Source organism: Aquimarina sp. (genome assembly GCF_977115655.1).
Map to the genome: position 1 here is coordinate 60,188 of NZ_CDSBKO010000019.1, position 26,003 is coordinate 86,190.

Sequence of the window (26,003 nt, forward strand, 5' to 3'; positions counted from 1 at the left end):
ATAGTAAAATTATCCTTTACAGTTTTCCTGAACACGTTTTACCTGATCTTTACCCCATTTTGGGTAAAATGGAATATCCTGTGATTCGTTTTCAAAATACAATATAGCTTTTTCTATCTCAGGACAAAAGGCTTTTGGATCACTTCCAAAAAATTTAGCACTTCCCATTTTCCATTCGGCATGGTATAATACAGCTCTTGGGTTTTCTGGTTCTAATGCTTTTGCTTTTTGATATAGTTGTTCTACTTTGGCAGAATGCGTCATGCCATATACCGAAGGGTTATAGGCTACGTATGCGGTGTTTAAAAGAGCTTCCATAATATATATTTCGGCATTTTCTCTAGCAATAGTTTTAGATTCGTTTAGATATTCTTGCGCTTTTTTTAGTCTGGATTCTATAGCTTCGGCATCTTTACTCCCAAAAGTTGAAGTAATGTGTATTTGGGCAGCATAATAATATGGCAGCCAGTTTTCTTTTTCTGCTTTGGCAATACGTTCAAACATATTAATAGCTTCATCCGGAGTGTTGTTTTTCCAAAGTTCAAAAGCTTTATTCATACCTTTTTCGTAGGAAGATTGCGCATTAATGGTAGTTAAGGTAAAAAAAGTGAGTAATACTAAAATTGTTTTCATAATGGTGTAATTTTTTAATCCACATTGTGGAGTTTAATTCTCCGAGGTTTACCTCGAAAACAAAAGATTTTTTTTGAAGCATACCTCTTGGGCTTACTTCGAGGTTATTGATTTTATTAATGTAAAGATCATTAGGATGAAGATCTTTTTAAAAAAATTATGACCAAAGTGTATTTTTTAATGGATGAAATGTAAATAGACTTATAATTGGATGGATTGTGTGGTGTCCTTATCCAAAATAGAGAACTTAGCTTCTTCCCAATTTGGTGGGCCAAACTTACCTTTAGCATTATTGCTTACCCCGTAAGGCTCTGTAGGTATCTTGAAAAAAGTGTTAAGCTCCTTATTATCATCTTTGTCATGATATAATGAAATAGCATATACACCTTTTGGAACATTTTTAAAAACAACTTGAACACTTCCTGTTTTGGCTTGTGTGCCGGTAGACATATATGGAGTGCTTAAAAAACTGCTTTTACTGTTATACAAACCTACTTGTATTGTTCCTTCGTTGGATTCTATATTAGAGATAGTAACGGTTAGAGAATGTTCTGGTTCTTGAGCAATAATTGTTTTTGCACATAACAGGAGTAATAGGAGGAGGATAAATTTTAAAGTTTTCATAATAGTATGGATTATAGTTTAAGTAAATTTTATAAATTATCTAATTGATTATCGGTTTTGTTATCACTTATAGTCCAGAAAAAACCGACGATAAAAAATCGATCTGCATTTGGGCGTATGGTTCGTCTGGAAAAGTTTCCGTTTGCATTGGGAGTGTTTGCATATTGATAATTAAATACATTATCAAATCCTAAAACATTAGATACAGATACATACAATATTTTTTGTTGACTAATTAAATATGCCCAACTTAAATCTACAGAGTTAAAAGTTTTGGTTTTACTATCTTGAAAAGTAGATTGATTTGGGTTGTTGTATGGTCTGCCAGAGGCAAAATTATAGGTAGTACTTAGTAAAGATTTCCAATCCTCGATCCAGTATTTGGTAACTAAAGATATATTATGCTTTGCTGCAAAATTTGGTGTTGCTTTGGTTGGGTAATTTTTATAATCTCGTTTGGTATCGAGATAAGAATAACTTAACCAGTATTCTAAATTTTTGATAGATTTATTATCTCTCCAAAAAACATCGACACCAGTGGCATAACCACTTCCGTTATTGGTATATATACTATTAAACTCTGGAGTATTGGTGTTGTATTTAATCAGGGCATCATACGTTTTATAATATCCTTCTGCTCTAAAAGTTCTATTGTTGTTTTGGTATAGATAATTAAATATATAGTGTGATGATTTTTCGGGTTCTAAATCTGCAGTATATTTTAATATTTCTTGTTGTGCTGTTTGATAAAAATCACCATACGCTAAGGATACTTGTGATTTAGAAGAGGTTTTGTATGCTAAAGATGCTCTGGGAGAAATTTTGGTAATATCTAATAAAGTATTATGTACTCCTCTAACTCCTATTTGCATGGCTAGCTTTTTACTGAAAAATATGTTTCCTTCGGTAAAGGCAGCAGTACTGTTGTTGTTAAAAGCAGATCTAAAAGATCCAAAATCGGTAGCTGTAGCTTTTTCAGAGAATGAACTTATAAACTGTTCTGCTCCAAAATTTAGTTTGAACCGATTGCTAAACCTTTTTCTAAGTTTTACTTTAAAGTGAAAACTATTGTCTTCATTATCCACAATAGTGTTATCGATCTTAATGTCATTTTGATCATTTGCAAAGCTTGCTCCTGTGCTAATTTTCCAATCGGTACCTAAATCTCCACTATAAGAGGTATTGATGTAGGTATTTCGGTTTTTAAGAGCAAAGTTAATTCCATTGGTAGTATTAATATCTTCTTGTATAAGATCAAAATTACTATAGCTTAATCCGCCATAAATTTTTAAAAGTCCTTTGTTAAAAGCATGTCGATATACCGTTTCACCAGATAAAGATTCATAAGGCTTTATCCAGTCTACACGTTGGGATATAATTTCCTGATATGGTTTCAGGTTTAAATAAAAAGCATTAATACTTACAGAGTTTTTATTCCATTTTTGTGTATTTCCTGCTCCTAATCCTACATTTATAAACTGAAATTCTGTTTTTTCCTGATCGGGTTCATCTATAGTATTTAGTAATAAAACACTGGATAAAGCATCTCCAAATTCTGCAGAATAGCCTCCCGTAGAGAAATTAGTACCATTAAACAGAAAAGAAGAAAATCGCCCTCTGGTAGGAATATTATTTGTAGTGGGGTTAAATGGTTGAAAAACACGAAGTCCGTCTATATATATATTGGTTTCTTTAGCGTCTCCTCCACGAACAAAAAGTCTGCCATCTTCAGATACATTAGAGGTTCCTGGCAAGGTTTGTAATGCTCCTATAAAATCGCCAGCTGCACCTGCGGTGGTAACTATATCCATGGGCGTAAGCACAGATGCTTTACTGTTATCCCCGGCAGAAAATGTTCCTGCATTTAATATTACACTATCTAATGAATTTACATCTTCTTTTAATCTGATTTTTAGATCTTTCATCTCTAAAACATTAGCATATAGAGAAAAGGTTTCAAAGGATAAAAAAGAAATTAGTAGTGTTTGCTCTCCTTTTTCGGTAGTGGTAAAAGAAAAATTACCAGTATCATTCGTAGATCCGCCATCGTATGTGCCATCTAAATAAACATTAGCTCCTTGTATTGCCGTTCCCGAAGGATCTGTTACTGTTCCGGAGATCGTGGTTTGCGCATTCGAAGTGTAAAATAATAATAATGAAATAAGAGATAGTAATAGTTTCATGTGTGTATTTTTTTGTTGACAGGTCAAAAGTCTGGTATATACACAAGAAATAGAATTGAATCTTACCGAACTGTAGAAAAACGAAGATAGATTGAAAAGTGAATACCTTTTACTGTAAATAGGAGTAATAACAGGTATGAATAAAAATGTACAAGTACAGAGAGGTAAATAGAAGTGTTGTATTAAAAATATTCAAGCTTGAGTATTTTTTACTCAAGCTTGAATGTAAAGGATTCGATTAGTTTTACACTCGTTCTACCGTATCCTCTTTATTTTTGAAAGGCCTTACAATCAAACGGGCAGCTTTGTCATAATTTATATAGTTATAGGACCAGTTAAAAAAAGTAACAAATCTATTTCTGAACCCTACCAAAAACCATAAGTGAATAAACATCCAGATAAACCAGGCAAAGAATCCTCCAAATTGAAATTTACCTATATCCACTACAGCTTTATTACGACCAATGGTAGCCATAGAGCCTTTATCAAAATATTGAAAAGGAGTCATGGTTTTACCTTTTAAAAGATATTTTAAGTTTTTGGCTAAATGAGATCCTTGTTGTATAGCAGGTTGTGCTACCATAGGATGTCCTTTAGGATATTTAGCCGTTTCCATAACCGAAATGTCTCCAATAGCAAAAATGTTACTATATCCTTCGATTTGGTTATACTCATTTACTTTATATCGATTAGCTCTTGGGATTAAGGACTCTGCATTTATACCAGATACAGGTGCACCTGTAACTCCTGCAGACCAAATAAAAGTGGCAGTTTTAAGAGATAAATCGGTATTGGTACTTACCAGATTGTTTTCATAATTAGTTACTTGCGTATTTGTATGTATATGTACTCCTAATTTTTTTAAGAATGTAGCAGCTTTTTTGGACGCAAATTCACTCATAGGAGGCAAAACGCGAGAAGAACCTTCAATTAAATGAATCTCCATAGCATCAAAATCCATATCGGGGTAATCCTTGGGTAATACATTTAGTTTTAACTCAGCAATACCTCCGGCTAATTCAACTCCGGTAGGACCGGCACCTGCAAGTACAAAACGCAATAGCTCTTTTCTTTTTTCCGGATCTGTAGTAATTACTGCTTGTTCCAGATTTTCTAACATCAAACTGCGTAAATTTAAAGCCTGTGGCAGGTTTTTCATTCGCATAGCATTGTTCTCTATCTTTGTATTCCCGAAAAAATTAGTCTTAGCTCCTGTAGCAATAACAAGGTAATCATAAGGTATATTTCCTATGTTGGTTTGTATAGTTTGCATTTTAGGATCTACAGATGCGACTTCTGCCATTCTAAAAAAAGCGTTTTTGCCTCTTTTTATAATTTTCCGAAGTGGGTAAGCGATAGAATCCGGCTCTAATGAGGAGGTGGATACCTGATAAAGCAAAGGTTGAAATGTATGATAGTTTTGCCTGTCTAATAACACTAGTTGTACATTTTCTTTAACCATTTTTCTGGCAAGTGCAACTCCTGCAAAACCACCGCCAATAATAACTAATCTGGGTAAATTAGTAGAAGGGATATTCATATTGTATTGATTGTGTTACAAAGATAAAGTGATAAGATTATAAACCCTAATAATAGTAGGTTTTATCTATTAAAATTAAGATACTTTTTATTTTTTTGTAACATAAATGTTTTCTTAGCTACATATAAGATGTAACAGACCAAAGTGAATAAAGAATTAGAACATAGTTTTGTAACCAATCTTGAGCAGAATCAGAATATTGTGCATAAGGTATGTAGGATATATACCAATGATCAGGAATCGCATAATGATTTGTTTCAGGAAATTACTATACAACTCTGGAAAGCGTATCCTAAGTTTAGGGGAGATGCAAAATTTAGTACATGGATGTACAGAGTTGCGTTAAATACAGCAATTACTTTGTACAGAAGATCTAAAAGAAGCATTAAGACCGCTGATCTGGATACAATGAATTTTAGGCTGAAAGCAGAAGAATATGATGAAGAGGTAGAACAACAGTTAAAATTAATGTATGCTGCCGTAAAACAACTTAATGATATAGAAAAAGCTCTGGTTTTTTTATATCTGGAAGATAAATCTTATAAAGAAATAGCAGATACCATGGGGATTAGCGAAGTAAATGCCCGGGTAAAAATGAATAGAGTAAAAACAAAATTGCAAAAAATATTAAATCCGTAACTATATGGATGAATTAGAGTTATTAAAAAAAGACTGGAAGAAGCAAGAAGGTGGTTTTCCTAAATTATCCTACAAAGAAATTTATTCGATGATATTAAAAAAATCATCATCGATTGTACGATGGATTTTTATCATTAGTATTATCGAATTTCTATTGTGGGCATCCTTAGATGTTGTATTTAGGTTAAATGGGATGTATACAACAGTTGAGCAACCGGGTATGAATACATTTTCCTTGATTGCATCTGCTGTTTCTTATAGTATCTTGATATATTTTATTACCCGGTTTTATTTTAATTACAAAAAAATTGAAGCAACAGATTCCGCCAAAATTTTGATGGAAAATATTATAAAAACCAGAAGAACAGTAAAACAATATATATGGGTAAACATTAGCTTTTTTGCTATAGCAATGATTGCAACTATGGGCTATATCCTGTTTTTTACAGAAGAATTTAAAAATCAACCAGTAGAAAATCAACCCCCAATTTGGTTGGTTTTGGTTGGGACATTAATTTTGATCGCTGTTTTTGCAGGAGTCATAGCACTATTTTACAGACTTATATATGGTATCTTGACCCGTAGACTTAAAAAGAATTATAAAGAACTCGAAAAACTGGAAATATAGGGAGGAAAATCACTCCTTATTTTCATTAAATGCAGAAGGCAGCAATTGCGGGATAAACTTAACTAATAAAGGCAACAAAATACTTCCGCCAGGAAGAATAAATATAGCCAGAGAGGGAATAGTTTTACAAATATCCAATAATTGTTTTTTTACTTGTTGTTTTTCTTCTGTAGATAAATCCCGCATTGTAGATTGCCCTAACAAAATCATTAAATCTTTGCTTTCGGATATTTCTTTGATTAAACGTTTTTTGTTTCTTAAAACCAAAAAGCTAACTGTTCTGGAGGTTTGCTGATAAAAATGTAATGCAGGGTTTGAATAATTGAAAAAAGAGATATCCTCTTTATGATTATCAATAAATTTTTGTACCAGACCAATAGATTCTTTAACTATTTCGTTAGATAATTGTAGTTCTGCTCCCAAGGCAGACATAAAACTTTGTTCGCCTTTATCTAATTCTTTATCGTTCCAAACAGCCAGACTGGTAAGATCCAGAATATATTTTTTCTCAATCTCATCGGTATAAACATCTAATTCTATATAATCAAAACTAGCTTCTTCTTCGTTAGAAATACTGGTATATCGAACAGACGAAGAAAACAATTTGACTAAAAGTTGGTCATATTTGTCTTTCTTTTTTTTAGAATTTAATGCAAGAAACACAGTGTTAATTAAAGTTTCTTCAAGGTTTGCAGCATAATCAAATGGGTTTTTATCGTGCACCAAAAAATACTCAAAAGCTAATACATCAATAAAAAGCAATGCATTGGTCAATAAATGGCTAAAATTTTTCTTTAAAATAGTTTCATTGGTTTGTATTCGGGTATGTATTATTTTTTCTAATTTTTCATTTATTTGAGTAGAAAGAACGTTGCCAAAAGAAAAAAAAGATTTTTTAGTATCCAAAAAACTATAAAACTGAAACATTGCTTCAAGGCAATCTTTTTGATTGACATTTTCTATGGTATCATAATAGGTCACAACTAATGCCGCAAATAAGTTGATCTTGGTTTTTTCTTCTTCAGAGTAGATTATGTCTGAGTTTTTATCTATTATAGTATCTATAGAAGTACCATAAATAAAACCAACCTTTCTTAGGTTTAGATACAACTCATCCAACGACCATTTAGTCATTTGTGGGGTGTTGTCCAGTTCCCGTAAAAATTTTTCTATCCAACCAGAAGTTGAAGGGTTCATTTGGTTAAGGTTTGGTGCAAAGTTAATTTTATTTTGCTAAAATTCTATTTCAGAAAGTTATTAAAATATATCCCTTATCCAGAACTTAAATAGCTGGTATAAAATAATTTTTTAATCACTGTCATGATTATAATTTTTAATTTTGAGTATCTGCAAAATGATACTTTTATTAGTTGATTTTCAAAATAATGGGTGGTTTGTTGTTTATTAAAGAAAAGCAAGAAATGGGTTTCAGTAAAAAAATAATAAAACCAGTTTTGTAGTATAAAAAATACAATAAAAAAGCAAGCCAACCCCGTAGTTATACCATTTTAACTTTGAATCTGTAAAAAGGTTTTGTAGGACAATAACAAAACATAGGGGGTAAAGTGGTAAAAGATATGTTCCAGAAGTAATTTTTAATGAAGCTAATAGTTAAAAAATGATAAAACATATAGAAATAGGAAATGCTGATTTAAGAAGAAAAATAAGACATAAAGAAATTTGTTTAGGAGGAAATCGAAAATTTACGGAATCCTATTGTGTAAATCAGGTAAAAGAATGAATTGAAAAAATCGCGTATTTTTATCTTCAGAATAAGAAGAAGCAATAAATAATGGATATGACCTTGCGGGCATTGTATGCATAAAAAATATCAAGACAGGAAAAATGGACTTATTTAATCAGACCATAGATTATAAACAAAACTTATTACCTAAAGATGGCGAAGTAAACTATTATGGTAAATTAATGACATTGCAGCAGGCAAATAATTATTATGATTATCTGTTAAAAAGTATAGAATGGAGAAATGATGAGGCAATAATTTTTGGAAAACATATAGTAACTAAGCGTAAAGTAGCTTGGTATGGTGAAAAACAGTTTGGATATACGTATTCAAATACTACAAAATATGCGTTGCCATGGACCACAGAGCTACTGCAATTAAAGAAAATCATTGAAAAAAAGACGAGCGAAACTTTTAACTCTTGTTTGCTTAATTTGTATCACGATGGCAGTGAGGGGATGGCATGGCATAGTGATGCAGAAAAGGATCTTAAAAAAAATGGGGCAATTGGGTCTTTAAGTTTTGGAGCAGAACGAAAATTTGCTTTTAAACATAAAAAAACTAAGCAAAATGTGTCTCTAATTTTAGAAAATGGAAGCTTGTTAGTTATGAAAGGAGAAACACAAACTAATTGGTTGCATAGATTGCCACCCACAAAAAAAATAAAAAGCCCCAGAATAAATTTAACCTTTAGGACTATCATTAACTAGATATGCCGGAGTAGTCAATGAAATCTATTACTATAAGTAATTGATAAAAAGTAAAAAGAACTTATAAATTGTAAACCTGAGTTTGTCGAAGTTTTCAGCCAATGGTTATGAAATTTATGCTCGACAAACTCAGATGGATAGATATATTATAATATAGTCACCTGCTTATTGGTAATAAATATATTATTGTATGATACCACCACAACTTACCCTGCTACCTGCATCCCCGGATGGTTGAGAGGTAAAGTCATCAATACCCTGATGTACAATAATAGCTTTTCCCAGAATATTCTTTTTATCATCATCACAACCAATACACCACTCATTAGTAGCAAAAGTAATGCCTCCGTTACCGTTGGCATCTGCTTTAAAATTACCTATATCACCTTTGTGATACCCTTCTTTTGCACCCCATTTGCCATGAGGTTCCATAGTAGGGTTCCAATGTCCTCCGGTAGATTTTCCATCGGCAGAAGTACAATCTGCCTTTTCATGAATATGAATAGCATGCTCTCCTTCACTTAATCCGGTTAACTCTGCTACCATATTAACCATCCCTTCAGACTCTATAAATATAACTTTTCCAGAAACCTGACTGTCACTTTTCGGTTCCAGAGTAAATTCTAATGTTTTTGTGTCTTGCTCTTCTTTGTTTTTGATTGTAGATTTATGTTCTACATTTTCTGAATTATTTTCCTGATTTGTGGTTTCTTTTTTTTCTCCTTTGCAACCAAATACAGCTATAGATAAAAAAGAAAGAACTACCAAATTTAACGTTTTCATAGTTTATGATTTGTATATCGTTTGTCAACGTAATATAATGTAGTTTTAGTTTATGACAAAGAATTTGAACAAGAAATCCTGCAAAGGTGTTAAACTGGTTTTTTATTGATACTTTTTTGAGATTTTATGAAATTATATTTAAAAGTAAAAGCCTCATTTTTTGATTTATTCAAAACAGTGTTATGTAGAAGAATACTAATCTGGATTATAGGATTTTTTTGTTTATTGTTTTATGGATATTGTTAATCATAATTGCGCTTTTTTTGAAGATAACTAACGTTAGTTGCAAAAATATACTAAAAATATTGATGTTTTTACCGTAAAACACAAAAGGTATTTATGTTCAAGATGTTTGTTGGGCAGTATTTTATAAATAAGGTTTTGATATTTATAATATCAGTATAGATAATAGCTAAGCAAAATATATTGTGTCAAAAATAAGCGTGGTAAATATTGATTAGTGTTTTTTCTTTACAAATGTTAATTTATTGAGATATGTTTTGATTATAGGGATTTCTGTTATGCATACTTTGCTTTTTGTTAATTTTAGGGTTCACAAACTCAAAACTTATTATATGAAAAAAGTCTACTCGTTTGTCATTCTATTATTTCTAATAGGACAAACAATTGTTGCACAGAACTCAGACGCACTGGTTCGAAATCATTTTAACGATATTGTTAAAAGTAATGCCTCTAAAAATTCTATTAATGATTTTTCAGAATGGAGGATAACAGACGAAGTTCCTTCTTTAAAACAAGGAATTAAACACGTATACATTAATCAATTGTATAATGGAATCCCTATTGTAGATGGATCCTATAAATTAACGGTTAACAACGGAAAAATCACTTATGAAATTGATCAGTTTATAAAAGAGATCAAATCTAAAGTGACTACTGCTAAGTCTTCTTCTACAGAAGTTTCTGCTATAAACGCAGTAATCAGAGCGCATAACCTGCCTTCTGCACAGAGATTATCTAAAACCGTTAGTAAATCCAAAGGAAGTGAAGTTTCACAATTTTTGGATTCTGGTATAACAGGAGATAATGAACCAATTAATGTTAGAAAAGTATACAAATTACATAACGACCAATTAGTACTTTGTTGGAATGTAAGTTTATACGAAAAAAATGGACACAATTGGTGGGATAGTTATGTAGATGCTTCTACAGGCAAGATTATTCATGAAAACAATTGGGTAGTTAAGTGTACGTTTGAATCTCATGAAGATTCTCATAGTCATGAATCTGTTCTTTTTGGGCCTAAAGAGTCGTTAACAGATGCAGCTACAACAACTTTAGCACCAGATTCTTATAATGTACTTGCAATGCCGGTAGAAAGCCCGGTACATGGTAACCGCTCTGTAGTAACAAATCCTGCTAATACAAATGCTTCTCCCTATGGATGGCACGATACTAATGGAAGCGCAGGAGCAGAGCACACCAATACCAGAGGTAATAATGTTTGGGCGCAAGATGATATAAATGGAAATAACGGAACAGGAACTTCCCCCAATGGAGGATCTGGTCTGGATTTTAATTTTCCACTTAATCTTAGTCAAGACCCTAGTACATATCGGGATGCAGCCATAACGAATTTGTTTTATTGGAATAATATTATACACGATGTTTTTTATCAATATGGTTTTAATGAAGCTAGTGGTAATTTTCAAGAAAATAATTATGGTAAAGGAGGAGCAGGAAGTGACTCTGTGAATGCAGATGCACAAGATGGTAGTGTAACCTGTAATGATCCCAGAACAAATTGTATTAACAACGCTAACTTTGCGACCCCTCCAGATGGTAGTAACCCTAGAATGCAAATGTTTCTTTGGGATAAGACAAACCCTAAAAGAGATGGAGATTTTGATAATGGTATTATAGCACACGAATATGGACATGGCATTTCTACAAGATTAGTAGGGGGACCAAGTACAAATGTGTTAGGTGGATCTGAGCAGATGGGTGAAGGTTGGTCCGACTTTTTTGGATTAATTCTAACAATGAAAGCGGGAGATGCAGGAACCGATGGAAGAGGTGTTGGTACGTATGCATTAGGGCAGCCAACCTCAGGAAATGGGATCAGACCAACAAGATATTCAACCAACAGATCTATTAATAATTCAGATTATGCAACTATCGAAAACAGTAACATATCAGTTCCGCATGGAGTAGGATATGTTTTTGCAACAATTTTGTGGGATATGACATGGGCATTAATAGATCAGGAAGGTTTTGATGCAGATTTTTATAATGGTAAAGGAGGTAATAATATTGCAATGGCATTAGTTATTGAAGGATTAAAAAATACTGCAAATAACCCGGGATTTGTATCTGGCAGAGATGGGATTTTGCAAGCAGATAAAGATTTGTACAACGAAAAATATAAGTGTTTGATATGGAAAGCATTTGCAGCCAGAGGTGTAGGAAAAGATGCTGTTGAAAATAATGACGGAGGTAGCAATGGTAAAAATGACCAAACAGTATCTTTTGTTAACCCATGTGATACAGATCCGGGACCAGGAACAGGCAACTGTACAGGAGATGTAAATTCATACCCTTATGCAGAAAGCTTTGAAGCTGATTTAGGTCTTTGGAAACAAGCAACCTCGGGAGATGACTTAGACTGGACCAGAAACTCAGGAACTACTCCCTCTTCAGGAACAGGACCTGGCAGCGCAGCAGATGGCACTTTTTATCTTTATGTAGAAGCTTCAGGAACGGCATTTCCTAACAAACGAGCGATCTTAAATTCACCTTGTTTAAACTTTGGTAGTTTAACATCACCAACTCTTACATTCCAATATCACATGGTTGGTAGTGCGATAAACTCTTTAACCGTAGAAGCAAGAATGGATAATACAGGTACATGGACTAGTGTATTTAATAAAACTGGTGCTCAGGGTACAGGATGGAATACAGCAAATATAGACCTGTCAGCTTATGCAGGAAAAACCAGTGTACAATTACGATTTAATGCAGTAACAGGTAGTGGTACTAGTGGTTGGCAAAGTGATATTGCTATTGATGCAGTTGGTATCCAAAACGGAACAACAAATCCTCCTACAGGATGTGATGCTTTAAATTTTAATGATTATACAATCACAGCCTTCTCTAATCAGGATTCTGCAGGGGATTTCACAATCCAAAGTGCAGGAGCAGCATTATCTTTACAAAATAATACATGGAAATATATTAGCCTTAATTATACCGTAACATCAAATACAGTAATAGAGTTTGATTTTAGTAGTACTTCTGAAGGTGAAATCCATGGAGTAGGTTTTGAAAATGATAACACACTAACCTCTACTCAATACTTTAAAGTTCATGGAACTCAAAATTATGGGGTAACCAATTATGATGATTATGCTAGCGGAACTAAAAAATATGTTATTCCTGTAGGTAACTTCTATACAGGTAGTATGGATCGTTTAGTATTTATTAACGATAATGATACTGGTAGCGGAAACAATTCTGTATTCTCTAACGTGAAGATTTATGAAGGATCTTGTGGAGGAGCGTTAGCACCAGAATTAGCTGCCGGATTTGGTAGTGTTACACCTACTTTTGGGGATGAAGATGAAGGAGTTCTATCCAACATACAAATCACACCAAACCCATTGAAAAAAGGAAACTTACTTCAAGTATCTGTTTCGGGTAAAAAATTATCCAATACTTCAGTGTCGGTTATTAATATTTTGGGACAAGTAGTTATCCGTTCAAAAGAGCTTAAATCTAATGGTTTTGTTAATGTAGATGGATTGGAATCAGGAATGTACCTGCTTAGAATCATAAACTCTGAAGGAGAAACAACAAAGCGCTTTATTATTGAATAGTTGATTTATTTGTAAATAATTTATTGTTAAAGCTAGAAGAGGGTGTCTAAAAAGTCAGACACCCTCTTTTTTTATTATGAATACTTCAAAAAACCGACTCTAAAAGAAGGTTTTACTGAAAGAAATAAAGTTTTTTTTAGAAAATACTACAAATAATTCAGCTTAATTTTATCAAAAATTACTTTTTAGACAGCCTCTTTTTATAAGAACTGGGGGGAGACCTTATTTTTTACGTCCTATTATAATAGAAACCTTAGTTCGATTAATCAGAAATGAGTCAGATTGAGTGAAATTATGTTAAGAATTTTGTGCCAAAAACCAATATTTCAGTACAAAAAAATTATCCTTGATATAATTTTCTTCATTGTTAATAGGAAAAATTATCTGATTGACGGTTTTTATGGAACATCCTAATATTAATTGGGTTAGAAGGTATTTGGTAACGTTACCTGAGTTTGTTTTAAAAGTTATTTTTTTTTAAATAAGCAGTTATGAAGTTTAATTCTGGGTTAAGATTCTTTTTGCACAAAATTAATTATGATAGGCAAATTAACTTTACAAAATACAAGGCAGAGGATTATTATATATATCAAAATTTTGAATCTGCAAATTAAAGGTATTTGACAAAGCATAAGTTAGCTGTTATAACCTGCAAAGACATCGTATACAATTGATTAAACTTAATATAAACATTAACCGCTTAAATTCACACAGCATGAAAAACTTTTTCTTGTTGCTAATATCTTTATTAGCAATCAACTCCTACTCGTCAAATGATAAGTACAGGCTTACATTACGGGATAATCCTTCTACTACTATTGTAATAGGTTGGGATCAAACCTCGGGGACTAACCCTGTTGTTCATTATGGGACTACCGATTTTGGAACTAATTACAGTAATTATCCAAGTTCTAAAGCTCCGGACAGAATAGTTTCTTACAAAGGGATGAACAATAATTTTGCCCGGCTTACAGGATTAACACCTAATACGGCTTACTATTTTGTAATTAATGATAGCCAGGGTACTAGTCAGCGTTTTTGGTTTAAAACTGCTCCGGCAGATAATAGTCGATTATCCTTCATTGCAGGAGGAGATTCTCGTAATAATCGTACTCCACGACAAAACGCAAACCGTTTGGTGGCAAAACTTAAACCTCATGCTGTTTTGTTTGGGGGTGATATGACAAATGGAGACAGTAATGGAGAATGGATAGACTGGTTTAATGACTGGCAATTAACAATTGCAGGAGATAACAGAATGTTTCCTATAGTTGCCACCAGAGGTAACCATGAAGGTAGCAATAATAGTATTTATAACCTTTTTGATGTTCCTTCATCCAATGTATATTATGCAATAACTTTTGGTAATAATTTGGTAAGGACATATACTCTTAACACCGAAATGTCTATTTCTGGTACGCAAACAACATGGTTACAAAATGATTTGAATGCAAATCAGAATAGTGTTATCTGGAAAATGGCACAGTATCATAAGCCTATGAGGCCCCATGTTGCTTCAAAAAGTGAAGGGAATAACCAGTATAGTAACTGGGCACAACTTTTTTATGATAAAGGAGTAAAATTGGTAATAGAGTGTGATGCACACACCGTAAAAACTACCTGGCCTGTTCGACCGACTACAGGTTCAGGAAATGATGAAGGATTTATTAGAGATGATCAAAATGGCACAGTATACGCAGGAGAAGGTTGCTGGGGAGCCCCGTTACGATCTAATAATGATGATAAAACATGGACTCGTAACTCTGCAATGTTTAATCAGTTTAAATGGATTTTTGTAGACGAAAATAAAATTGAAGCAAGAACCATTAAAGTAGATAATGCATCACAAGTAGGAGAGGTTTCTAATACTAATGTTTTTCAAATACCTTCTAACCTAGATATTTGGAACCCTTCAAATGGTAGTGTAGTTACTATAAACAATACTAATATAGCAGATAACGAAGCACCAACCGTTCCAACAAATCTTACATCATCTGGCATAACATCTAATTCGGTTTCTTTAAGCTGGAATGCCTCTACTGATAATGTAGCAGTTTCAGGATATGATGTATATCAAAATAATACTTTGGTTTCTACTACAACATCTACAGGATATACTGCTAGCGGACTATCATCAAACACCACCTATTCTTTTAAAATAAAAGCAAAAGATGCAGCAGGAAATACTTCCGGATTTAGTGCTACAGAAAGTGTGACAACGTTAGATGGTTCTACCACATTATCCACAATAGGTATTACTTCTGTAGGAACCAGCAATGCTACGCATGCTACTCGTAGAGCAATGCCATACACAATGAGCGAAAACGGAATATTACAAAGTATTTCTGTTCATACAGAAGGAGGTACAGGAGATATGCAATTAGGGGTATATGCAGATAATAATGGAGCACCGGGTAACAGATTAGGGCAAACTGCAATAACCGCAGTGCAGTCTGCACGAGGATGGCAAACCATTTTATTACAAAACCCTGTAAATGTTAATAATGGAGATACAATATGGTTAGCATGGATATTTTCTGCTAACCCTGGTATTGCCTATGTTGCCGGAAGCCCGGGACGATATGAAGCCACAGGATCTAGTTGGTCTGCAAGCGGCAATAATATGCCATCAAGTTATGGTAGTGGTTCTCAAACCAATTATAAATATTCAGTATATGCCAATTATTTAAGTAATACTTCCTCTACCACTTATACCTTAACTACAAATACGATAGGACAAGGTACGGTAAACGGAGGAGGAACCTACACAGATGGAAACTCAGCTACGGTAACCGCAACTCCTGCATCCGGATGGAAATTTGATGGATGGAGCGGAGCTATTGCAGGGAGTACAAATCCCGGTGTTGTGGTTATGAATGCCAATAAGAGCGTTACGGCTACTTTTAGTGAAAACACTACAGGAGGGGAGCCACAAACTATAGAGGTAGCTATATCTACAGGAAACGATGATGTAGAAGAAAGAGAAAATGGCAGTCTTTATACAAATAGTAGTGATTTAGAATTTGTTTATGACGGTAGTAACGGGTATCAAACTATTGGTTTACGTTTTAGATCCATAGCAATACCAAAAAATGCTACTATAACCAAAGCGCATCTTCAATTTACAGCAGATGAGAGTAACAGTGCCGCGGCATCCTTAGAAATAGCATTGCATAATAGCGGTAATTCTCCAGAGTTTTCTTCTTCAAATAATGTTTCAGGAAGAGTAGTATTTTCTAATAAAGTAGCATGGAATCCTTCATCTTGGTCTGGTAATCAAAGTGGTAATGCACAACGTTCTCCGGATCTTAAAGCAATGATACAGAGTTTAGTAAATAAAAACGATTGGACATCTGGTAATAACTTAAGTTTTATTATTAGAGGAACTGGTAATAGTTTAACCAGTACATCGGCAAAAAGAGTAGCAGATTCTTATGAAGGAGGAGCAAGCAAAGCTGCCAAATTGATTATAGAGTACACTCCTGCAGCTCTTAAGGCAATCATAAGTGTAAATGAAAAAGATTCTTTTAAAATTCACCCTAATCCATTTACAAGAGATATTAACATATCTGCATCTTTATCAAAAATTAATAGCTACACACTTACCATCTATAGTTTAGATGGTAAAGTAGTACATAAAGAAACTGTTTTGCCGGTATCTAAAAACGAAATGATTACCATACAACCTCAAAGTATAGGCGCTGGTATATATTTATTATCTATAAATGATCCGGATGGTAAAGTGATAAAAACACAGAGGTTAATAAAACAATAGTATTATAGGTTAAGATTTTTTTATAATCCTATTATTGCAAAAACCGCTAATTCTATTCAGAATTAGCGGTTTTATTACATACATAAAAAATAAAAAGGGCGATTTATTATGATAAATCCAAATTGTAAATAATACTATTTCAAAGTTAAAATGGTATAACACTATATTATACTTACAACAAAGTAGTAATTATTTGCGTTTTGCTATGCAAAGTTTTATGCACAGGGCATTTGTCTGCAATCTGCAAAATTCGGGTAATTTGTTTTTCATCCAGATTTCCTTCAAGCTTTATTTCTCTTTCAAAAGTATCTATTCTGGCGGTTGGATCTTCACAGTTTTCACAATCTGTAATATGAGATTTACTATAACTGGTATGTACTTCTACGTTTTGTAAATCCCATCCTTTTCTGGCAACATACATTTTTATAGTCATAGCAGTACACGCAGATAATCCGGCAGAAACAAACTCATAAGGGGATGGCCCAAAATCTTTACCGCCCACACTTTCTGGCTCGTCTGCAACTAAATAATGATTACCAACTTTCATTTGCGTAGTAAAGCCTTCATCATTTCCTAAACTGGCAACCACATTGTGTTGACTTCTTAGTCTTGGTTCTTCAGGAATATTTACATATCGGGAGGACCATCCCGCAATTACATTACCAACATATACAGAGTCTTCTTTTTTCATTAATAAATGATCTGCATCATCCAAAGTAATAAAGCTTTTAGGGTGCTTAGCAGCCTGATAGATCTCTTCTGCATTTTTTATACTTACCGTAGTGTCCTGTGGTGAGTGCATTACCAAAAGTGCTTTATTCAGGCTTTTAGCTACGTCTGGTAATGATTTGGTTTCCAGATCTTCCAGAAATTGTTTCTTAATAGTAAAGTCTCTTCCACTTAAATTAATGATTGCTTTTCCAGTGGTTTTAATTTCTTCTATTCCACTTTTTAACAGATGTGCTACATGTTTTGGATTAGATGGGGCGCCAATTGTTGCGACTGCTTTTATAGAACTAATTTTTGCTGCAGCAAAAATAGATGCTGCTCCACCAAGGGAGTGACCGATAAGCAAAGAAGGGGCTTTATATTTTTGGGTCAAAAAATCTGCGGCGGCTATAAGGTCCTCTACATTGCCAGAAAAATTAGTGTCCTCAAAATCTCCTTCACTTTCTCCCAAACCAGTAAAGTCAAACCGAAGTACTCCAAAACCTTGAGAAGTAAGTCCTTTACTTATATTTCGTATAGCTCCCAGATTTTTATTGCAGGTAAAGCAATGTGCAAACAAGGCAAAATTATGAGGATGCTGATCTGCAGGAAGCTCTAAACGACCAGATAATGTTTGTCCTTCGTTGTTGGTAAAAGTGACTTTGGATAGGCTCATGATAAAAGTTTTATTTTAAGAGTCGGTTTGTACGAAAAGAACTTGCTTTTAAAGATGAAAAAAGTATGTATGTAAAAAGGATAATTGATTTTACTGTAAAAACAGATCTTTCCTAAAAATGTTTTTTTTGATACATTTGAGCCAAAGATCCTATATAATTAGTAATCTGTTAAATGGTTTTATTTTTTAAAGTCATGTTAATAAGGTCTTAAAAAGTAATGTATTCAATTATGTATTTGTAATATTGATCTTTGATTTTTTTTGTGAATTTATTTCACTGCAGCTAAGTTTATATGTTGAAGAAAGATTTTAAATATACTATCTCACTCTTTTTCCTGACAAGTTTTCTTTTGTTAAGGGTTATAAACTTTCATTCGATTTCTCATCTTTTTTCGGATAAGGATTCACATCATTGCGAATATTGTATAGTAGTTAGTAATACTAACAAGGGCACACCTTTAGATGTAAATACACTACCATTTAATTATTCTTTAGAAGCACCTGTATATTTTACAGCAAAGAATGATTTTATATCTTATGTTGCCCCCTATCAAAAAATACTTTATTCAGACTACTCTCATAACAAACCACCGCCAGTTTTATAAAAAGATAGCTGTTTTTGAATATCATACAAGTTGTATTTATGGTTAGTAATAGACTAACCTATAAATATGGTTTTAGTAAGTCGTATTCCTGCCTTTTAAAACTAAGTTAAAAACACTTCGGCTATCTTTTATGTAGGTAAGACACTTTTTTATTTTTTAAGATTTTAAAAGATAAAAAAGCTTGGATGACTTTACTTATAGCCAGAAACTCGATAGAAGAAAAATTACGTTAGTCTGATTGATTTTATATGCAAAATAGTATTTCGATACCCTCTGTAGGGCTATCGAATACAAGTAAAATTTTCAATCAAAAGTCTAATTTGGATAGCCCTGCTAAGTCTTTATTGAAATACAGTTTTTATATATCACCTCTCCAATAAAGCTCTGAGGTCGTTATTAAAAAGGACTCTATCTAATAATTTTTTTTGATCCTTTTCTATCATTTAACTATGGTTTATAGGTTTTTTTGATGGCTATTATGATGGTAACGTTTATAATATAAACCAAGAATCATAAACCCTCATAAAAGTTTTATAAGATTTTAATAACGCTTTAAGATATCTTAAAGTAACCTCCGTTTTCTTCTGTTTTATAAAACATCCTGTTTTGCTTACGAAAAAATTGATTGTAAAAACTCAAAAAATACATAATTAAAAACTTCAATAATACGTAAACCATGTTAAAAGCACAAAATCTCACAAAAAAGTACGGAGAACATACAGCTCTCGATCAACTTAATTTAACGATAAATGAAGGTGAAATATTTGCCTTATTGGGACAAAATGGAGCAGGAAAAACTACAACTATCAATTTATTTCTTGGTTTTGTAGAACCTACTAGTGGTTCTGTTAGTATAAACGGTATTTCGGTAACAGAAAATGCTTCAGAAACTAAGAAGTATATAGCCTATATTCCTGAAACAGTAATGCTCTATCCAAATCTTACAGGAATTGAAAACATAAAGTTTTTTTCTTCATTGGCAGGATTTAAATATAATAAAGAACAATTAAGCGAATTTTTAAGTAAAGCAGGATTGCAAGATATAGCCCATAATCAGCGTCTTCAAGGATACTCTAAAGGTATGAGGCAAAAAGTTGGTATTGCCATTGCAATAGCCAAAAACGCTAAAGTTTTATTGTTGGATGAACCTACTTCTGGGTTGGATCCAAAAGCGTCTAATGAATTTTCAGATGTATTACGTGAATTATCCCAAAATGGTACAGCAATATTAATGGCAACTCATGACATTTTTAGAGCTAAAGAAGTAGCACATCGCATAGGTATTATGAAAGAAGGAAATTTGGTTTCGGTTATGGAAGCTAAAGATATTTCTGCTAACGAATTAGAACAACTGTACTTACAAACAGTATAAAACTATAAACATTTTCTTAATCCAAACAATCAAAAATGACACGTTTTTTAATATTTTTATTATTTACCAGCTATATACAAGCACAAACTATTACAGGAAAAGTCACTGACGCTTATACCGGAAAACCAATTTCGGGAGCTTCTATAGAGCTTTTAAATACCCAAAAAGGCGCAATTACAGATGCATCGGGTAATTTTTCTTTAGAAGGTGCAGGAACTATTTCAGTTTCTTTTATAGGATATGAGAGCTACCAGATAAAAACTAATAATTACTTTCTTAACATATCTCTAATACCAGAAGTATCCGCACTACAAACAGTAGAGATAGTAGGTAGAGCCGCCAATGATTACAATAGTGATTATTCATTTTCGGCCACCAAAATGGCTATTAAAAATAAAGATTTACCTCAGGCTATTAGTACAGTTACAAAAGAACTAATTACAGACAGACAGGCAATTCAATTAGCAGATGCTGTAAAATTGGTAAGCGGGGTAACACCTTCTAGTTTTTATAATCAATATAACATCAGAGGGATAAGCCAAAACGAAGAAGGCCAAATTATTAACGGAATGCGTACAAGGCAGTACTATTTTTTACAACCACTTACTACTAACATCGAACGGGTAGAGGTTCTAAAAGGACCAGCAAGCTCTACTTTTGCTAGTGTAGATCCGGGAGGAAGTATAAATATGGTTACTAAAAAACCATTGGCAGTAGATAAAAAAGAGGTAAGTTTAAGTGTGGGCAGTTTTAGTACTATGAGAGGCAGTCTGGATTTTACAGGTCCTTTAAACGAATCAAAAACTATATTATACAGATTAAACGGAGCTTATCAGGAAGCACGTTCTTATAGAGATTTGATAGGTAATAAATCTATATTGATCTCCCCGTCATTTAGTTATATCCCGAATGATAAAACGGCGATCAATGCAGAATTGATTTTTAATAATACAAACGGTAATTTAGATCGTGGACAACCTATTTTTGGAGCTGTTGCAGGGCAAACCAATTTAAATAGCACACCTACCAGCTTAAACTTGGGAGCGCTTGATGATTTTTTTAAATCAAAAGAGCTAATTGTTATGGGTAATATTTCTCATAAGTTTAGTTCTAACATTACTTTTAATACAGCTTATATGAAACAAAGCTGGAACGAAGATTTACAAGAGCACAGAACTATTAATAGATTTGCTGTAGATATAGAGAATACCCCTGTTACCGATATGGCAGCAATGAGGTTTGTACAACGAAAACAATATTGGAATATAGACAACCTGAACAGTTATTTCAATTTTGATTTTAAGACAGGAAAAATAAATCATAAGCTCTTAGCAGGATATGATCTTCATTATTGGAAAAAACTTAAAGGAGGTGCTCAAAACTCTGCAAGAGGGTTTTTATTAAAGGATGGTAGTATAACAAATGCATTTGTGTTAGAAAATGCAGAGAATTATCAAACGATTACTGTTGGAGATAGAGTATTACCTAAGCCAAATGTTGATCATTTTAATTTAGCAAACCCTAATTATACTATTTCCAATATTCAGAATTATAATTTTAACTCTCGAATAGATATACCTTCTGCTTTAACAATAAATCATGCTGTTTATATACAAGAACAGCTACAATGGCGAAGATTTTCGGTATTACTAAGTTTAAGAAACGAGTGGTTTGAAGATATTACAAATCATGAAACAAGTAACGAAGCTTCTTTTAAAAACGAAAGGCTTATTCCAAGAATTGGAATAACATATACTATAAACAAAAATATAAATGTATATGGGACTTATCTGGAAGGTTTTCAACCACAGTCCAATACAGTAACATTAATGCCCAGTACCGGTGGTTTCTTTTGGGCAGATGATTCTGCGGCACAGTTTCGACCCTTGGTTTCTGATCTAAAAGAAATAGGAGTAAAGGCAGATCTGTTTAGTAAAAAAATTACTTTAAATATGGCTGTGTACGAGATTAACCAGAATAATATTTTAATGAGTGCTAACGATCCTTTGCAACCAGATTTATTGATCCAACGGGGAGCAGACAGAAGTAGAGGATTTGAAATGGATATAGCAGGTCACATATTACCAAACTGGCAAATAAATGCTTCGTACAGTCATATTGACGCCAGAATTGTTAGAGATGCAGATCCAAACTTAAAAGATGCCAGAAAGGAAAATACGCCAAAAAATAGCGCTAATCTTTGGACCCAGTATAACTTTAATAATACCTCTATACTAAGAGATTTAGGGGTAGGTTTTGGAGTGCAATATCAAGGAAGTAAAATACCATGGTATGATCGCTCTTTTACAGTACCAGAATTTACAGTTTTTGATGCCGCGATATATTATAGCCCTGTTAAAAGCAAAGTGCAAATGGCAGTAAATGTAGGTAATGTCTTTAATACTACATATTGGCTGGGAGCACAAAACTACTTGCGATTATTTCCGGGAGCACCTAGAAATGCTACCCTTACATTAAGCTATAAGTTTTAAATAATTAAAAAACAAGACATGAGTTACGAAATATTAACAGCAAAATTGTTTTGGAAAACTGCTTTTAATAATAAGGCAGTATTTCTATTAACCCTTTTTATAGGGGTACTATTGGTATATGCAGCATATTCAGGCTGGTCTAATTTTAAAACCCAAAACGAAATAAGAGCAAAATACCAAGCCGAAGCAAGAAAAGATTGGTTAAGTAATCCGGATAAACACCCACATCGAATGGCACATTATGGGCATTTTGCTTTTAGACCCAAAGCACCATTAAGCGTTTTTGATTTTGGAATGGAGAGTTTTTTTGGAAGTATGATTTTTTTAGAGGCGCATAAACAAAATACAGTAAACTTTTCTGAAGCTGGTTTTTCTACAGGAATGCTACGCTTTGGAGAAATTAGTATTGCTATGATTTTACAAGTATTGTTACCTCTATTAATATTTTTTATTGGATTTGGAGCCATAGCAACCGAAAGGCAAAATGGTACCATAAAAATTTTATTAAGTCAGGGATTAACCTGGAGATCTTTACTCATAGGAAAAAGCTTAGGGATAATAGCTGTAGTAATGACTCTTTTTATCCCGATTATTATTACTATGATTTTTCTTTATCTAGGGTTTCAGGAAAATGATTTTTCAAAAGATGAAATTTTTAGATTGCTATTAATTATTGTTTTTTACTTTATTTACTTAGGGATATTTTGTGTGATTGCAGTATTAATTTCGGCAGTAAGTAAAACTTCAAAAACAGCATTAACCTCTTTAATAGGGGTATGGCTTTTTTTTACTATTGTATTGCCAAGAGCTTCGCAAGCATTGGGATCTAGTATTTATGAAACCCCTAGCAAAGCTAAATTTACATCTGCAATACAAAAAGATGTTTTAAAATTTGGGGATAGTCATAATCCTAATGATCCTTATTATAAAAAACTAAAAGATTCTTTACTAGCAGTATATAAAGTAGATTCTCTAAAACAGTTACCATTTAATTATGGGGGGTACCAAATGAGAGAAGGTGAAAAAATAAGTGCCAATATCTATAACCAACATTATAACCAACTATTAACGATCTATGAAAAACAGAATAGTTTTTCTAAAGCAATGGCTTTTATAAATCCATTTATGGCTATAAAAAATCTATCTATGGCGCTTTCTAGCACCGATTTTGCCTCTTTTACAGATTTTCAAAAGCAAGCAGAACAATATCGGTATCATCTGGCTCAGGAAATGAACGAATTACAGATGAAATATATTAGTAATGAAGCAAAAGGATCTTCAGATAAAAAACATATCCTAGACAAAAAACACTGGGGGGAGGTTGAAGAGTTTGTATATAAAGCATCAAGTATTTCGCTGGTATTTAAAAATGAGTGGATTTCTTTTGCTGCCTTTTTATTCTGGATTAGCCTTTTAACCCTTCTTGTTATTAAATTATCTAAAACCCTTAAAGCAATATGATTCGTTTAGTATTTCAAAATTTTATACGATCTAATAGTGTAAAAATAGGTTTGTTATTTCTTCTGTTAGCTGGTGTTATCAGCCTTTTTATAGGAAAACAGTTTATAGAAAAACAAAAGCAAAACATAATAGAAACCGATATATATCAAAAAGAGCAAATCGCCAAAAATGTAGAGTTTCATAAAGATGATATAGGTCTTTTATTATATTATTTAAAATTTTCATTGGTAAATGAAATTCCAGAAATCACGGGCCTGTCTATAGGTCAAAGAGATGTAAATGCTTCAATAAAAAGTGTTTCTATTTTAGGACTGGAAGGGCAAAAGTATGATACAGAACTTACTAATCCGTATAATTTATTACTTGGTAATCTGGATTTTAGTTTTGTATTAATTTTTCTTTTTCCACTTATAATTATAGCGTTTACTTTCAATATAATTTCAGAAGAAAAAGAATCCGGAACCTGGCGTATTGTATCTGTACAAAGTAAAACACCATTCAGGATTATTCTTCGATTATTTTTGGTTAGATTTTTGGCAGTTTTAATGATTTTATTGTTTCTGATTTTTATGGCAATACTAATTTTAAGTATTCCTTTGGATATTGCTTTTTGGGAATTTTTGGGTATGTCTGTTGGGTATATATTAGTATGGTTCGGGATCTGTTTTTGGGTTGCATCGTTGCATAGACATTCTAATTTTAATGCGGTTATTTTGTTTTCTATATGGATCTTTTTTATCATTATTTTGCCTGCTACAGTTAATAATTATTTGGTTACTACATATCCTGTTCCTGAAGCCTTAGAAACGACATTAAAACAACGAAAAGGATATCATGAAAAGTGGGATATGGATAAAAAGGCTACGATGGATAAATTCTTTGCACATTATCCTCAATTTAAGAGTTTTGCTAAGGATAACGAGGGCTTTAATTGGCTTTGGTATTATGCAATGCAACAAATGGGGGATGATGAATCTGCTGGGTATGCAAAAGAACTGCAACAAAAATTAGAACAGCGTACTATCGTTAGCAGCAATATTGCAAGGTATGTGCCTGCACTGCATATGCAAATACAGCTTAATGAAATAGCCAAATCAGGCTTAACAAACCAACTTAACTTTTTAGAAGCGACAAATAAGTTTCATGAAAAAAACAGGCTTTACTTTTATCCAAAAATATTTAATTCAGAACCTGTAGAATCCGAAAACTGGAAAGCTATCCAAATAGAAAAATTTTCAGATAAAAGATACTCTAATCCTTTAAGATTATATTTCCCTCTTTTGGTATTTATATTCCTTTTTGGAGGTCTTGGTTGGTTCAATTTTAATAAAAACAAAAGGCTGGTATAACTCTTAGAGTAATATTATAGAGCAGGGCAAACACATTTAAGATCAATGTATGTTAAGCAGAGGGTTTTTGATTGTTTTTTGTAGGATTTTGTCATTCCAGCAATTTGTCATCCCGTTGAAGAACGGGACTGGAATCTATTTTTCAATCAAAAAAACGAGGTTAAACCTATGTAAATTCAACTTTTTATCTTTAAACCCAGATTATCAATGTCGTTAAGTTAAGAATTTAAACTATTGATTTAAAA

General features: G+C 32.8%; 17 protein-coding genes. 10 read left to right on the forward strand and 7 right to left on the reverse strand.

Annotated features, from left to right (window positions below):
• Positions 1 to 9: 9 nt before the first annotated feature.
• From ACZIYX_RS10110 to ACZIYX_RS10125, 4 genes are all read right to left on the reverse strand, one after another.
• Positions 10 to 633, reverse strand: a complete 624-nt coding sequence (locus ACZIYX_RS10110; RefSeq protein WP_462682110.1) for a tetratricopeptide repeat protein — start codon at positions 631 to 633, stop codon at positions 10 to 12.
• Between the two features lie 201 nt (positions 634 to 834).
• Positions 835 to 1,257, reverse strand: coding sequence for a DUF2141 domain-containing protein (locus ACZIYX_RS10115; RefSeq protein ID WP_462682111.1), 423 nt, complete (start codon positions 1,255 to 1,257; stop codon positions 835 to 837).
• Positions 1,258 to 1,286: 29 nt separating this feature from the next.
• Positions 1,287 to 3,440, reverse strand: a complete 2,154-nt coding sequence (locus ACZIYX_RS10120) for a TonB-dependent receptor (protein ID WP_462682112.1) — start codon at positions 3,438 to 3,440, stop codon at positions 1,287 to 1,289.
• A gap of 244 nt (positions 3,441 to 3,684) precedes the next feature.
• Positions 3,685 to 4,980, reverse strand: a complete 1,296-nt coding sequence (locus ACZIYX_RS10125; RefSeq protein WP_462682113.1) for an NAD(P)/FAD-dependent oxidoreductase — start codon at positions 4,978 to 4,980, stop codon at positions 3,685 to 3,687.
• 144 nt (positions 4,981 to 5,124) lie between these two features.
• Between ACZIYX_RS10125 and ACZIYX_RS10130 the strand changes: the two genes are divergently transcribed.
• Together ACZIYX_RS10130 and ACZIYX_RS10135 are read left to right on the forward strand one after the other, a co-directional pair.
• The gene (locus tag ACZIYX_RS10130) at positions 5,125 to 5,619 is read left to right on the forward strand and encodes an RNA polymerase sigma factor (RefSeq protein ID WP_462682114.1); all 495 of its coding nucleotides are present in this window, start codon (positions 5,125 to 5,127) and stop codon (positions 5,617 to 5,619) included.
• Positions 5,620 to 5,623: 4 nt separating this feature from the next.
• Positions 5,624 to 6,247 carry a hypothetical protein gene (locus tag ACZIYX_RS10135; protein WP_462682115.1) on the forward strand — a complete coding sequence of 208 codons (624 nt, stop codon included), beginning with the start codon at positions 5,624 to 5,626 and terminating at the stop codon, positions 6,245 to 6,247.
• Positions 6,248 to 6,256: 9 nt separating this feature from the next.
• On the opposite strand, the gene ACZIYX_RS10140 is transcribed toward ACZIYX_RS10135, so the two are convergent.
• Entirely contained in the window at positions 6,257 to 7,444 is a 1,188-nt protein-coding gene (locus ACZIYX_RS10140) for an LETM1-related biofilm-associated protein (protein ID WP_462682116.1), read from the reverse strand.
• Between the two features lie 421 nt (positions 7,445 to 7,865).
• On the opposite strand from ACZIYX_RS10140, the gene ACZIYX_RS10145 reads away from it, so the two are divergent.
• Both ACZIYX_RS10145 and ACZIYX_RS10150 read left to right on the forward strand, forming a co-directional pair.
• A complete protein-coding gene (locus tag ACZIYX_RS10145; RefSeq protein WP_462682117.1) occupies positions 7,866 to 7,988 on the forward strand; it encodes a hypothetical protein in 123 nt (40 codons plus the stop codon).
• A 104-nt stretch (positions 7,989 to 8,092) separates the two neighbouring features.
• A complete protein-coding gene (locus ACZIYX_RS10150) occupies positions 8,093 to 8,701 on the forward strand; it encodes an alpha-ketoglutarate-dependent dioxygenase AlkB family protein (protein WP_462682118.1) in 609 nt (202 codons plus the stop codon).
• Between the two features lie 183 nt (positions 8,702 to 8,884).
• On the opposite strand, the gene ACZIYX_RS10155 is transcribed toward ACZIYX_RS10150, so the two are convergent.
• A complete protein-coding gene (locus ACZIYX_RS10155; RefSeq protein ID WP_462682119.1) occupies positions 8,885 to 9,484 on the reverse strand; it encodes a superoxide dismutase family protein in 600 nt (199 codons plus the stop codon).
• Between the two features lie 575 nt (positions 9,485 to 10,059).
• Here ACZIYX_RS10155 and ACZIYX_RS10160 point away from each other — a divergent pair.
• On the forward strand, positions 10,060 to 13,320 hold the full coding sequence (locus ACZIYX_RS10160) for a M36 family metallopeptidase (RefSeq protein WP_462682120.1): 3,261 nt from the start codon (positions 10,060 to 10,062) through the stop codon (positions 13,318 to 13,320).
• A 715-nt stretch (positions 13,321 to 14,035) separates the two neighbouring features.
• On the forward strand, positions 14,036 to 17,095 hold the full coding sequence (locus ACZIYX_RS10165; RefSeq protein ID WP_462682121.1) for an InlB B-repeat-containing protein: 3,060 nt from the start codon (positions 14,036 to 14,038) through the stop codon (positions 17,093 to 17,095).
• A gap of 172 nt (positions 17,096 to 17,267) precedes the next feature.
• On the opposite strand, the gene ACZIYX_RS10170 is transcribed toward ACZIYX_RS10165, so the two are convergent.
• On the reverse strand, positions 17,268 to 18,479 hold the full coding sequence (locus ACZIYX_RS10170; RefSeq protein WP_462682122.1) for a bifunctional alpha/beta hydrolase/OsmC family protein: 1,212 nt from the start codon (positions 18,477 to 18,479) through the stop codon (positions 17,268 to 17,270).
• A gap of 1,281 nt (positions 18,480 to 19,760) precedes the next feature.
• On the opposite strand from ACZIYX_RS10170, the gene ACZIYX_RS10175 reads away from it, so the two are divergent.
• The 4 genes from ACZIYX_RS10175 to ACZIYX_RS10190 are packed head-to-tail and all read left to right on the forward strand — an operon-like array spanning position 19,761 to position 25,758.
• Positions 19,761 to 20,456, forward strand: a complete 696-nt coding sequence (locus tag ACZIYX_RS10175) for an ABC transporter ATP-binding protein (RefSeq protein ID WP_462682123.1) — start codon at positions 19,761 to 19,763, stop codon at positions 20,454 to 20,456.
• Between the two features lie 35 nt (positions 20,457 to 20,491).
• On the forward strand, positions 20,492 to 22,948 hold the full coding sequence (locus tag ACZIYX_RS10180; RefSeq protein WP_462682124.1) for a TonB-dependent siderophore receptor: 2,457 nt from the start codon (positions 20,492 to 20,494) through the stop codon (positions 22,946 to 22,948).
• An 18-nt stretch (positions 22,949 to 22,966) separates the two neighbouring features.
• Positions 22,967 to 24,409 carry an ABC transporter permease gene (locus tag ACZIYX_RS10185; protein ID WP_462682125.1) on the forward strand — a complete coding sequence of 481 codons (1,443 nt, stop codon included), beginning with the start codon at positions 22,967 to 22,969 and terminating at the stop codon, positions 24,407 to 24,409.
• A complete protein-coding gene (locus ACZIYX_RS10190; protein WP_462682126.1) occupies positions 24,406 to 25,758 on the forward strand; it encodes a DUF3526 domain-containing protein in 1,353 nt (450 codons plus the stop codon). The genes ACZIYX_RS10185 and ACZIYX_RS10190 overlap by 4 nt, the downstream gene beginning before the upstream one ends.
• Positions 25,759 to 26,003: the final 245 nt, after the last annotated feature.

Bases quoted from the DNA above. Each gene is read 5' to 3' on its own strand.
- ACZIYX_RS10165 (WP_462682121.1), top strand. From the start codon at position 14,036: ATGAAAAACTTTTTCTTGTTGCTAATATCTTTATTAGCAATCAACTCC.
- ACZIYX_RS10180 (WP_462682124.1), top strand. From the start codon at position 20,492: ATGACACGTTTTTTAATATTTTTATTATTTACCAGCTATATACAAGCA.
- ACZIYX_RS10135 (WP_462682115.1), top strand. From the start codon at position 5,624: ATGGATGAATTAGAGTTATTAAAAAAAGACTGGAAGAAGCAAGAAGGT.
- ACZIYX_RS10175 (WP_462682123.1), top strand. From the start codon at position 19,761: ATGTTAAAAGCACAAAATCTCACAAAAAAGTACGGAGAACATACAGCT.
- ACZIYX_RS10185 (WP_462682125.1), top strand. From the start codon at position 22,967: ATGAGTTACGAAATATTAACAGCAAAATTGTTTTGGAAAACTGCTTTT.
- ACZIYX_RS10125 (WP_462682113.1), bottom strand. From the start codon at position 4,980: ATGAATATCCCTTCTACTAATTTACCCAGATTAGTTATTATTGGCGGT.
- ACZIYX_RS10160 (WP_462682120.1), top strand. From the start codon at position 10,060: ATGAAAAAAGTCTACTCGTTTGTCATTCTATTATTTCTAATAGGACAA.
- ACZIYX_RS10110 (WP_462682110.1), bottom strand. From the start codon at position 633: ATGAAAACAATTTTAGTATTACTCACTTTTTTTACCTTAACTACCATT.
- ACZIYX_RS10140 (WP_462682116.1), bottom strand. From the start codon at position 7,444: ATGAACCCTTCAACTTCTGGTTGGATAGAAAAATTTTTACGGGAACTG.
- ACZIYX_RS10120 (WP_462682112.1), bottom strand. From the start codon at position 3,440: ATGAAACTATTACTATCTCTTATTTCATTATTATTATTTTACACTTCG.
- ACZIYX_RS10145 (WP_462682117.1), top strand. From the start codon at position 7,866: ATGATAAAACATATAGAAATAGGAAATGCTGATTTAAGAAGAAAAATA.
- ACZIYX_RS10190 (WP_462682126.1), top strand. From the start codon at position 24,406: ATGATTCGTTTAGTATTTCAAAATTTTATACGATCTAATAGTGTAAAA.
- ACZIYX_RS10150 (WP_462682118.1), top strand. From the start codon at position 8,093: ATGGACTTATTTAATCAGACCATAGATTATAAACAAAACTTATTACCT.
- ACZIYX_RS10115 (WP_462682111.1), bottom strand. From the start codon at position 1,257: ATGAAAACTTTAAAATTTATCCTCCTCCTATTACTCCTGTTATGTGCA.
- ACZIYX_RS10170 (WP_462682122.1), bottom strand. From the start codon at position 18,479: ATGAGCCTATCCAAAGTCACTTTTACCAACAACGAAGGACAAACATTA.
- ACZIYX_RS10155 (WP_462682119.1), bottom strand. From the start codon at position 9,484: ATGAAAACGTTAAATTTGGTAGTTCTTTCTTTTTTATCTATAGCTGTA.